The sequence below is a fragment of the Clostridiales bacterium genome (assembly GCA_015243575.1).
Classification (GTDB): domain Bacteria; phylum Bacillota; class Clostridia; order Peptostreptococcales; family Anaerovoracaceae; genus Anoxybacterium; species Anoxybacterium hadale.
Map to the genome: position 1 here is coordinate 1288643 of CP042469.1, position 11932 is coordinate 1300574.

Consider the following 11932-nt stretch of genomic DNA (forward strand, 5'->3'; position numbering starts at 1 on the left):
AGGCGTCAAACAGGCAATGACGAAATAGAACAAGCATGAAAAAAATAACGCTTACAGAAAATTTTTATAATAAGGAGTACTTACAAACCATGAAAAACAAATTTACCATCTTAATCATAATTTTGGGAATGATTCTTCTCACAGCTTGCGGCAAAGCAGGCGATGAGAAGAGCAGCACACCAGAAGCAAATCAGTCACCACAGGATGCACCCTCTGGACAGGAATTCAATATAGGCATTCTTCCTGCTGAATCAGCGATTCCGATTATAATTGCAAAAGAGAATGGATATTTTGAAGAGGCTGGCGTGAAGGTAAACATCAAGGCCTTTGCATCCCCTGGGGATCGAAATGTTGCAGTTCAGGCAAAAGAGCTGGATGCTGCCATCGGCGATGTCATGACGGGAGCATCTTTCGTTGACAGAGGAATTCCAATGAAGATCACATCGGATATCGCCGAAGACTTTAAAATTCTCTCCTCCCCTGCTTCCGGCATTACGACAATGGAAGGACTGAGCGGGAAGCGAATCTCTCTCGTTCCCAACTTTATTCTGGAGTATATCATGGATCAGTTTGCAAAGGAAAACGAATTCACTTATGAAATCGTTGAAATCCCATCCTTTGCGGGAAGAACAGAAGCCCTTATGTCCAATCAGATTGACGGAGTTGTTTACACTGAACCGCAGGCCGGAATGCTGGTTAAGCAAGGCGCTCACCTTCTTGGAAGCTCAAAGGATGCCGGTATCAAAGGCGGTACCCTTCTGTTTACTGAGGACATGGTTGCAAATCGCTCCGGAGATATCAAGGCATTCTATCATGGATATAACAAAGCTGTCGACTATATGAACGAAACAGACGTAAAAGAATATAGCGATATCCTGACGAAATATCAATTTCCGGAATCAATCAGCGACTATCTCTCTGGAATGTACGGAGACTTTCAACATGCCGGTATCATTGAGAAGGATCAATTTGACAACATCATTCAGTGGACCAAAGAAAAAGGGCAGATCAGTAAAGTGTATTCCTACGAAGAGCTAACCGACTTTACCTATATTCAATAAGTGTGAATACAAGAGTATATTAAAAAACTCACAGCTTATTTACCAATTGATAAATTGAAGAAAAACCTCTCTGAACCACAATTGTCTGACAGGCTTATTACCTGCCAGATCAACGTCCGGTTTTGAGAGGTTTTTTTGAAATACAGATTCATTCAAGATATGCCGCGAATCGTTTTATGATTGTACTCATCTTGCTTATTTCTGCCATGGGATCAAACGTCCCTCGATCCGATCAAGGATTTGAAAGAGAAGGATTCCTACGAAACCCATTGCCAAGATGCCGCTGAACATTTCAGTGTAGTTCATCTTTGTCCATGCGCTTAAAATATAGTAACCGATTCCATACGTTGTGGCATAATTCTCTGCAAAGAACAGCGATGCAAGCGCAATACCGATGCTGATTCGCAAGCCGGTAAAAAGCTGCGGAAGTATTGCAGGCAGTATCAGATACCGATACCGATGCAAAGTCGATCCACACAGGCTGTCCATTACTTTAAAATATAACCCAGAGATCTGGTCAACACCGTCTCTTACCGACAGCATGATCTGAAAGATGATAATAAAGATCACAAGAACGATCTTTGAAGTATTTCCAAGCCCGAACAACAGCATAAATACTGGAAGAAATGCAATTTTGGGAATGGGATACAGAAAGTATACAAGCGGTGAAAAAAGCCGTCTGCAGGTTTGATTGATCCCAAGTAAAATTCCAGCCGGAACACCAAATAACAATGAAACACCTACCGAGGCTGCAACTCTTAAGACACTTGCCGAGCAATGCTTTAGAAGTTCTACCAGTACGGTAACCATAAAAAGAATGGTCTCAACAGGTGATGGAACGGTATGCGTATTCAAAACAAGATGCAGCAGCTCCCAGAGGAGCAGGAAACTGATAAATCCCAAGAGTTTGCTTTCCGTGATTCTCCTTGTGTATTTCATAATAATACTGTACCGCTCCTCTCTGATTCCCCCTTGTCATTCAGTCTCTTTCTCAATTTGATACAGGCATCATAGAAGTCCAGCTGTTCTTTCGCACCCTCATTTGACCCATCATTGGAAACAAATTGATTTTTAATTTGCGTAACTGTCCCGTTTTCATTCATGATTAGGATGGTTTGCCCTAACAGTATTGCTTCTTCAATATCATGGGTAACAAAAACCAACGTGGTTTTTCTTTTCTTTTGTTCTCGCAAAATAAGCGTCTGAAGTTCTTCCTTTGTCATAGCATCAAGGGCTGAGGTTGGCTCGTCCATTAAAAGCAAATCCGGACTGGTGATCAGTGTTCTCGCCAGCGCAGTCCGCTGCTTCTCTCCCCCACTGAGCTCATGAGGATATTTTTTGATATGGCGCTCCAGCTTCATCTCACTGATTAATTCCATTACAAGAGAATGGTGGTCTTGGTCTTTTTGTCCAACTTTCAGCGGCATGGAAACTGCCTCGTATACTGTTTGCCAGGGAAACAGGCCAAGATCCTGAAACAAGAATCCCGTATCCTTTCGCGGTCCTCTGATTTCCGCACCGTCGACGGTAATCATGCCGCTTGCCGGTTTCAAAAAACCAGCAAGTAGATTCAATAACGTACTCTTTCCTGTACCAGATTTTCCAATCAGCGCGTAGGAATTTCCCTGCTTAAGCGTAAGACTGACTTCTTTCAAAACGACCTGCGTTCCATATGCGAAGGAGACCCGGTCAAATACAATATCGATTGTTTCCATGTCCAATACAGGCTATCCCCTTTCCAGATCATTTTCTGTCTGTTGTTTGATCCTCCTGCGGATTCGTGTTATAAAGAACTCAGCTGAATTTGCGATTAAGAGTCCGATCAATATAGTCGCACAGCCGAACCATTGGGCCCTTGTGAGCGCTTCACCCAAAACCAGCTGAGCGGTAATCAAACCAGTAACCGGAACCATCAGTGACAGCGGCGCAACTTTAGCCGCCGGATATTTCGCAAGCAAGGTGCTCCAAAAGTAGTAGCCAAATAGTGTGGCGCAAAATGCCAAATAAAAAATCGAGAAGATTGATATCTTGCTGAGATGAAAAACCGCATTCAGTAATGTACTCGGCGGGTCAAGCAGCAGCGCAAACCCAATGAGCGGGATCGGAGGCACAAAGCTTGACCAGACCACTAAGCTAAGCATATCCAATTTTTCACCTCTGGATGCACACTGGCGGTCTGCAAACCTCACAATGATGTTTGAAAGCCCCCAAAATGCAGCTGCAAGAACGGTCAATAGGAACGATACCTTAGGGATTGATGCAAAGGTCCCTCCGTCTCCTCCATTTCCACCAATGAGAAAAAGACCGAAAGCAGCTACCGCAAGACCTATCATCTGACTTCCTTTTATCGATTCTTTTAAAAGAATTGCTGCAAAAAAAAGCGTAAAGAACACTTGTGACTGCAATACGACAGAAGCAACACCTGCCGGCATCCCTTTACTCATTGCAAAGAAAAGACAAGCAAATTGTCCAACGCCCACTGTCAGTCCATATGCCGCGATCGTATGCCAGCGCAGCGGCGGAGGCTTTACAAAAAAGACCGCAGGCAGTGCGGCAAGAATATACCGCAACGCTACCAGCAGCATTGGCGGTACACCGGAAAGCCCGAGCTTAATCACAGTAAAGTTTGCACCCCACAGAGTTACAACGGATAAAGCAAGGCCCAAATCACGTTTCGTCATGTTCACAACATCCTTACAAATTTATATAGCGTTTATTCAGCAATTTGATTAACGCGAACAGTCGGCTGCTCTAACAGCAACCTCAGATTTTCTTTATCGCTTATTTTAGCATATTTTTTGGAATTTCTCCAGTATTGCATTTCAAACAATGCATTTTTGACACAGGTATGATTTCCCTAAATATTCTTTAATTCCGCATACTCCCCCCTCTCATAAAAAAGAAAAAGACGTAAGAATCCATCGCTCTCACGTCTTTTTCTGGGTCGCTGCTGATTAAATGACAGGCGTGCGCCTGGTATGAATCAACGTTTCCCTTGTTTGTTTCATTCATTTAAAAAAATAGCCTGGAGTTGCTATATCTGGCATACTTTACGGGGATTCAGTATGTTTTTCGGATCGAACGCTTTCTTAATCCCTCTCATTATCTCAACGGTTGCTGGATCCATGGACTCCATGAGATATGATTTTTTAGCATATCCAATGCCGTGCTCACCAGACACCTGTCCGCTCAGCGCTCTTGCCTTGCCATAGATCCGATCCATGGCATCTTTCATCTTTTCCTCCCACTCCTCTTCGGTCAAGTCATCCTTCAGGATGTATGCATGAAGATTTCCATCTCCTGCATGACCAAAGCTCTTAATACGGATGTTGACTTCTTTATATAGGCCATGAATGTATTCTACCATTTCATTGACAGAACTTCTGGGAACAACCACGTCCACTTCGTCCATGTAGGTTGTAGAACCCTTGATTGCTTCCAAAAACGCGCCTCTTGCTTTCCAAATGGATTCCTCTCGTTCGTTTGTATCGGAGATCAGAATATCGATGGCACCCTGCTCTAAGCAAATCTGAGCCACAGATTCATAATCTTTTTCAATATCCTCTGTGGAATTTCCGTCAAATTTCAAAAGAAGATATGCATCAGCGCTGTTGTCCGGAAACTTCTTTCCCAGATATTTTTCTGCGTCCAGAATTACTTCTCTCTGCATGAACTCAATGGCCGTTGGTATGGTTTTAGACTTTATGATGAATGGTACGGTCCTGATTGCCTGTTCCAGTGTGGGAAACGGAATCAGAAGACTGATGGCTTTTCTCGGCAAAGGCAACAGCTTTAAGGTTGCTTTTGTAATGATGCCAAGGGTTCCTTCAGAGCCTACCATTAAGTCCTTCAGCGCATACCCCGTGCTGTTTTTTACCACTTTTCCACCGAATTCCACAACGGTTCCGTCGGGGAGTACCACTTCAAGACCACGGACATAATCTCTGGTAACACCATATTTAACTGCTCTCATCCCTCCTGCATTGGTACTGATATTCCCGCCGATGGTAGCTGACTTTTCACCGGGGTCGGGAGGATAGAAAAAGTCTCTGTCCTGTACGTAAGCAGCGAGTTCCATCAGCAGCACACCAGGCTCGACGGTAATCGTAAGGTTGTCTTCGTCCAGCTCCAGCACGCTGTTCATCAAGGTGGTATCCAGCATAATGCCGTTTTCCATTGCTACAGATGCCCCAACGAGTCCGGTACCGGATCCCCTGGGCGTAACGGGAATGGTATGTTCATAAGCATATTTCATGATAGCAGAAACTTCTTCTGTGGTTTTTACCATTACAACGACGTCTGGAAAACTGGCGGTATCGCTCAATTCGTCATGGCTGTATTCTTCATTGATTTCCTCACCAAAAAGAATCCGCTCATTTTCCTTTATCATTCCTTGAATTGCTTTTAAGTCTTCCTGATCGAATTTTTTGTAGCTCATATGTTCCTCCATTCCTGCTAATTTGCAGTTTCAAAACTGGATACGGCCTCTGATTGATTGGCCTTGATCCGGCTGATCAAATCCGGTATGATTTCATAAAGATCCCCAACCATACAGTAATGTGCTGTTTTAAAGATCGGCGCATTTTCATCCTGATTGATGGCGATGATCTGCTCAGAATTGTTCATTCCCGCCGCAAACTGAACCGAACCGGAAACGCCGCAGGTGATGATCAGCTTGGGTCTTACCGTTCTTCCGCTTAAGCCCACCTGGCGCTTGGAATCCAGCCAGCCGGCTTCCATCACTGGCCTGGTACATGCGATCTGACCGCCCAGTAAATCAGCGAGTTCCTCCAGCATTGACAAATCTTCTTCTTTCTTAATTCCTCGTCCTGCAACCACTAGAACCTCTGCCGCTTCAATAAACTGTTCTTTTTCTTTCGCGATGATATCAAGCACGTTGACTCTGCTGGTTAGTTCTTTTGCATCCACACTGCATTCAATGATTTCTCCCTTTGCTTCAACATTTCTATTGGGAGCATTCATAACCTTATAGCGTACAGTGGCCAGCTGCGGTCTGTGATTCGGTGTCAAAATCTGTGCCATAATATTTCCGCCGAAAGCAGGTCTGATCTGAACGAGGTCTGTATTTTCATTGATATCCAAAATGGTACAGTCAGCGGTAAGCCCTGTCTTTAATTTGGCAGCGGCTCTCGCAGCTAGCTGTCTGCCCACTGGTGTAGCACCCATGAGAATCACTGCCGGTTTGATGTTTCTCACAAAGTCTTCTAAAACTTTTGTATAAGGCTCCATACGGAAACGATCGAGTTCTTCCTGATCGTATACAAATACCTTATCTACTCCATAATGAAGCAGTTCTTTACATTGTGATCCGATATGCTGCCCCATCATAATCGCGTAGACCGATTGATTGACTTTGTCTGCAAGTTCTCTCGCTTTTCCAAGCAGTTCATAAGTAACAGGATGAATTGCTCCGTCAATATGATCCACGTACACAGCAATTCCCTTCCATTGATCCTTGTCTACTGATACAGCAGCTTCTTCGACATATATGACAGCCCCCTGAGGACCATTTTTCACGCATAAATTACACATCTTACATGCGGCATTAATCTGAAGCTGATGATCCTTTTCTTCCAGCGCGCCGAAAGGACAGATACTGATTAGCTCCTGGATATTTCCGACTTTATCTTGATTTATAATTAACTTACCCATTGTTGGCTCCTCCTTATTAAGCGAACTTTAATTCCTTCAGTTTGTTTAGCAGCTTGGTGGTCAGCTCATTGCCGTCTCCGGTCCAGACTTCCCTATGGGTATTCACCTCTGGAGGAAAGATTCTTTGCACTTGCGTTGGAGAGCCATTCAAACCATAGTGCTTCTCGTCCTGATCTTCCAAATCAGCTAAGGTGATCACTCTGATTTCCCGATCTTTCGTTTCCTGCTTTTTCACATAAGAAGGCAATCTGGGAATATAGATGTCTTTATCCACTGCAAGCAAACAGGGATATTGAATCTCAGCGATTTCCAAGTCGTGGGTCATATCCATTTCGACGATCATAGAACCCGATTTTAATTCTACGATTTTCGAAACATTGGATAGACTGGGAATATCAAGCCATTCTGCCACTTCCGGCCCTACTTGCGCAGTATCACCGTCAGTAGTCTGTTTTCCGCATAAGATCAGATCAAACGTGCCGGTCTTTTGAATTCCCTGAGAGATGGTATAACTGGTGGCCAAAACATCTGCTCCTCCAAATTTTCTATCTGAGATTAAAACACCATGATCTACCCCCATCGCAAAGGCTTCCCGAATGACTCCCGCAGCCTGATTTGGCCCCATGGTCATAGCGGTAATGGTGCCGCCTAATTGCTCTTTCATGCGCAGCGCAGTTTCAATGGCATACAAATCATATGGATTCATTTTGGATTCTACGCCGTTTCTTTTCAGAACGCCGGTTACTGGGTCTACCTCAACCTTATTGCTGTCAGGCACCTGTTTGATGCATACTAAAATGTTCATATTGAACTCCTCTCCTCCATTCATGTCGTATTATTTTATATCTATCATTTGATTGATTGTCGATGTGTTGTATTACAAGAAAAATCTCGATCCGATAAAGGTCAGAACTCCTACTGAAAGGACAAATATCACGAAATATTTAATGGTTCCTCTCAGAAGTTCGTTTTCTTTTCCCTCTAATTTTACTGCTGCAACTGCAACGGCTATGCTCTGTGGTGAAATCATCTTCGCCATAACTGCGCCGGCGGTGTTGGAGGCAGTTATCCATGCCTGATTTAATCCAAGCGCTGTAGAAGTCTCAAATTGAAGTCCTCCAAACAATACGCTGGCCGAAGTGCCGCTTCCCGTTACGAAGGTACCGATGGAACCTAAAAACGGTGCAAATAACGGATAGAAAACCCCGGTGTACACAAACACCTCAGAGATAGAAGCGATCATGCCGCTGTAACCCATCAGCTTTGCGGTAGCCATAATGGCAATGATTGTGATCACGGTTTTCATCATTTGACGTATGGTATTGATAAGGACAGTAATCAGTTCACCAAACCGCATTCCCTGGATTGCCCCACCGATAAACGCGGCTAGTAAAATCCACAGGACAGGTGTACCCAGCCAGGAAAACGTATAGGGCGTGCCTCCTGCACCGGTATAAATATCTACGCTTGTTTTCACTGTCGCAAGGAGTGCATTAAGCGGCGCAATTAATTTTGAAGTTCCAAGAAGAAAAAAGAAGATCAGGATAAAAGGACTCCAAGCGATCAAAGCATCTTTTCTTGATACAGGTTCCGCTTTTCTGCCTTCCAGCAGATACTCCTGAGGAACTTCACCGCGATAAAAGAGTTTGGCTGACAGGATCGTAGCTGCCATAGAGCAGACAGAACCGATTACTACAGCGAGCTCAGCCCCAAGGTATCTTGCAACCAGATATTCTGGAACCAAGAACGCGAATCCTGAGATTAACGTGATCAAGAAAATCCCTTTCAATGGATTTTTTGATTTGCCGGTTTTTAATTTTCCTGTTAAATAGACTAATATAAAGGGTGTAATTACGATGAAGATTGCCAAAAGAGTAACTGTATTTGTGGACAGTTCAATCACATTAAGCCCGGTAATTTTTGATAATGTTGTGGTAGGAATACCGATTGATCCAAAGGCTGTGGGCGTTGCATTTGCAATCAGACAGACGATAGCTGCGAATACAGGATTAAATCCAAGTCCCCATAACATGCTTGCTGGGATGGCTACTGCAGTACCGAAGCCTGCCATTCCTTCCATGAAGCCTCCAAAGCCCCATGCGATGATCAATACCAAAATTCGTTTGTCCATGGTCACGTTACCAAGCATTTTTTTGATGGTTTCCATTTTGCCGGTGGCAACACAGACATTGTAAGTAAAGATGGCCGCAATAATAACCGTGACAATGGGCCAAAGTGCAAGGGCAGCCCCTTCCGTAACAGCACGAAGGCTGTCAGTAATGGGCATTTTCCAGATAAACACGGCAAGTGCGTATGCGATTGCCAGAGCGATGGAACAAGCTTTAAATCCAGGAGTTTTTAAAGCGGTCAGAGCGATAATAAGCCAAATAATCGGTAATAAAGCCAAAATAAATTCCAAAATCATTTTCACACCTTCTCCATTCTGCCTGTCGTTTGAGAATCAAGAACAAAGTTACGCGTTTCACCTTTGCTCTCTTGAAAGAATAGGGTTATAATTGGTACTACCAATTTTTAGCTTCTAAAAAATGGTGCTGCAAAACAGTTAGCTTTACGACACCGATTCCTTGTCAAAATAGTCCAAATTGGTAGTACCACTTTGTGGCTTTATTATATTTACATGAAACGTTCCTGTCAACAATAGTCTTTTTTTTAACACAATACTTTATGTTAATTGCTTCTCAATCTCTGTTTTTCAACGTTTCATACTCATCTCGATTTAATTTTAAATCGATGACTCCAAAATGTTTGTTAATAGATTCATAAGCCAGATTTTTATCCCGTTCGATCAGGCTTTCAACCATTCCAAGGTGTGCTTCTTTCAAAATCGCTCTGGTATCTTCCTGACTCAGGATCTCCCTTCTCAGATCAACAATAAACTTATCCAAAACTTCAGACAATGCTTGCAGAATATTGATGATCAATGTATTTTTCGATGCCAAGGCGATATTATAGTGCATCCTCTTATCCAGAATAACATTATTTTCTTCTGTTTCTAGTTCCAGTTGGGATATTATCTGCCTGAGGATTTGAATTTCTTCCTCGGTAATATTATCAATCGCGAGCATGATGGCTTCCAGCTCAAGAGCTCTTCTCAGCTGGCTGATTTGCTTATAATCGATTTGGTTGAGCAGAAACATCATAGACATGGATTCCACCAGATTGTTCTCAAAGTTGCCTGTTAAAAAGTTACCAGCTCCCTGTTGACTGGAGATAACACCCATGATGTCCAAAGTACGAATAGCTTCTCTTACGGAGTTACGGCTTACCCCCAGCATCTCCGAGAGCTCTCGCTCCGCTGGCAGCTTTCCGCCGATGCATAGTTTTTCGTCACGGATCAGACTTTTTATGTAATTGATTACCTTCATATATGATTTTTCGTTAGAATAAATATCTCCCATACTTCCTCCGCTGCAACTTGTTTTCCTTCTTCTAATATGTCGCATTACCATTATTATCACATTATTGTATGATTAATTCAAGTTGAAGTTGAGTTGTCACGTTAATCCCACGCCAAAATGCTGCATCCACAACGGACGCAGCATTCAATTTTTCATTCCCTATTTTTTTCATATTTTAGCTTGCAAATTCATTATTCGTTGAAGTTTGCCTCAGCCAGTGCCAAAATCGCCGCAACAGCCTCCTCCTCATCCGGACCCTCTGCAGTCAGCGTAATCTCGGTTCCTTTGGAGATTCCCAGAGCAAGTACAGCCAGAATCGATTTTGCATTTACCTTCTTTTCTTCCTTCTTGATAAAGAGCTCTGATTTAAATTTTGATGCGGTAGAAACAAACACAGATGCAGGTCTCGCATGAAGTCCCGTATTATTTGTTATTGTGATTACTTTTGATATCATATTCCCATCCTCCTATATAAGATCGCTTCGGATCTCATGATTTCCAATTTGCAAGTAAATATTGCTCTGCTTCCGCACACCATAAGCCTTTATTTTTGCCTGTGATTTCTGCAAGCTTTGCAAAGTGAGGGTTTGTTTTCCCTTTTTCTTCAAAGTCATCTATTGCGGTAAGTTCCATATCGATATGGGTGTAAATAAGCTTCTTGCCCCCCGGAATATCCGGTAAATTCAACACAGTTTCCGCTACAGAATCCAAACCCCCGATATGGGTTACCATTACTGCGGGATTAATCAGCTTCTTTTCTGTCATTTTGAGAGATTCGATGAGATCGTCTGTATTCCCCCCGGTAGTACCCATTACATGGGTGGAAGCGTAATGGATGTTGTAAAGGTTCAGTGTTGCTGAAAAACCTGTGTCTGTTGGACCTGCAAAGAAATTCAGGCAGCCGTCCCTGGCGAGAATACTGTCTCCCTGTTCAAATACTGGCTTTACAGGTGCAAATACGAAGACATCATCAAAGCCCTCACCATCGGTCAGTGCTTTCAAGTGGTCAACCGGATCATCGACTTTCGCAGTATTGATGAAAATCAGCTTAACCCCGCATCGCTGCGCTTCTTCTTCCGGAAAGATTGCCCTTGCTCGCTCAATTCTTTCATCATCAATGTCCGTTACCACAAGTAGACCGGGTCTTCTGTCACAATGAAGTGCATAGTCGATGGCGCCGAGTCCCATAGGGCCAGCAGCTGCAAGAAGTGCCATTTTCCCGCCTTCTACAATCCCCATTTTGTGGGCATAATTTCCCATTTCAGTATGATAATTTGCATGAAAGGCTCCAATGATGCAGGACATTGGTTCTGCCAAAGATGCTTCATAATAGGTCTCACCGTCATAGTTCAGCAGACACCCAAGTTCCATAACCTCCTGAGGGATGATATTATAGGTGGCAGCTCCTCCGAAATACATATAAGAGTATCCCGGTGACCACATGGATCCCTTGTAATTTAATGCCGGCTGCTGTGCAAATTTTGAGCCTTCTTTGAATTGATCCTTCCACTTTGCGCCAACCTTAACAATGTTGCCTGCAAATTCATGGCCGACGATGATAGGATTCACATCCACATCCTGGGGCACCCTCTTATGTTTTTTTCCTAGTATCGCCGCTTTGTATGTAGACATACAAACGCTGTCAGAGATAAGCTCAACCAAAATCTCGTCATCCTTTATCTCTGGCAGTTCAAACGTTTCAAGCCGTAAATCATTTGCGCCATATAATCTCACTGCTCTTGTTTCCATATTACTGTCCTCCTGTTCATTCAATCAGCC

At 43.4% G+C, this 11932-nt stretch carries 11 protein-coding genes; 1 reads left to right on the forward strand and 10 read right to left on the reverse strand.

The annotated features are described in order from the left end of the window. Positions 1-89: 89 nt before the first annotated feature. Positions 90-1061, forward strand: coding sequence for a metal ABC transporter substrate-binding protein (locus FRZ06_05595; GenBank protein ID QOX62852.1), 972 nt, complete (start codon positions 90-92; stop codon positions 1059-1061). A gap of 195 nt (positions 1062-1256) precedes the next feature. Here FRZ06_05595 and FRZ06_05600 read toward each other — a convergent pair whose 3' ends face one another. From FRZ06_05600 to FRZ06_05645, 10 genes are all read right to left on the reverse strand, one after another. Then, positions 1257-2000, reverse strand: a complete 744-nt coding sequence (locus tag FRZ06_05600; protein QOX62853.1) for an ABC transporter permease — start codon at positions 1998-2000, stop codon at positions 1257-1259. Then, positions 1997-2776 carry an ATP-binding cassette domain-containing protein gene (locus tag FRZ06_05605; GenBank protein QOX65848.1) on the reverse strand — a complete coding sequence of 260 codons (780 nt, stop codon included), beginning with the start codon at positions 2774-2776 and terminating at the stop codon, positions 1997-1999. The genes FRZ06_05600 and FRZ06_05605 overlap by 4 nt, the downstream gene beginning before the upstream one ends. A 12-nt stretch (positions 2777-2788) precedes the next feature. Further along, a complete protein-coding gene (locus FRZ06_05610) occupies positions 2789-3742 on the reverse strand; it encodes an EamA family transporter (GenBank protein QOX62854.1) in 954 nt (317 codons plus the stop codon). 353 nt (positions 3743-4095) lie between these two features. Next, on the reverse strand, positions 4096-5499 hold the full coding sequence (locus FRZ06_05615) for an FAD-binding oxidoreductase (protein QOX62855.1): 1404 nt from the start codon (positions 5497-5499) through the stop codon (positions 4096-4098). A 17-nt stretch (positions 5500-5516) separates the two neighbouring features. Next, on the reverse strand, positions 5517-6734 hold the full coding sequence (locus tag FRZ06_05620) for an electron transfer flavoprotein subunit alpha (GenBank protein QOX62856.1): 1218 nt from the start codon (positions 6732-6734) through the stop codon (positions 5517-5519). 16 nt (positions 6735-6750) lie between these two features. Then, the gene (locus tag FRZ06_05625) at positions 6751-7539 is read right to left on the reverse strand and encodes an electron transfer flavoprotein subunit beta/FixA family protein (protein QOX62857.1); all 789 of its coding nucleotides are present in this window, start codon (positions 7537-7539) and stop codon (positions 6751-6753) included. A 72-nt stretch (positions 7540-7611) separates the two neighbouring features. Further along, positions 7612-9159: an L-lactate permease gene (locus FRZ06_05630; protein QOX62858.1), complete on the reverse strand. Its 1548-nt coding sequence runs from the start codon at positions 9157-9159 to the stop codon at positions 7612-7614. Positions 9160-9433: 274 nt separating this feature from the next. Beyond that, the gene (locus FRZ06_05635) at positions 9434-10153 is read right to left on the reverse strand and encodes a FadR family transcriptional regulator (protein QOX62859.1); all 720 of its coding nucleotides are present in this window, start codon (positions 10151-10153) and stop codon (positions 9434-9436) included. 191 nt (positions 10154-10344) lie between these two features. Further along, positions 10345-10608: an HPr family phosphocarrier protein gene (locus FRZ06_05640; protein QOX62860.1), complete on the reverse strand. Its 264-nt coding sequence runs from the start codon at positions 10606-10608 to the stop codon at positions 10345-10347. A gap of 34 nt (positions 10609-10642) precedes the next feature. Further along, a complete protein-coding gene (locus tag FRZ06_05645) occupies positions 10643-11902 on the reverse strand; it encodes a zinc-binding dehydrogenase (GenBank protein ID QOX62861.1) in 1260 nt (419 codons plus the stop codon). Positions 11903-11932 lie beyond the last annotated feature (30 nt).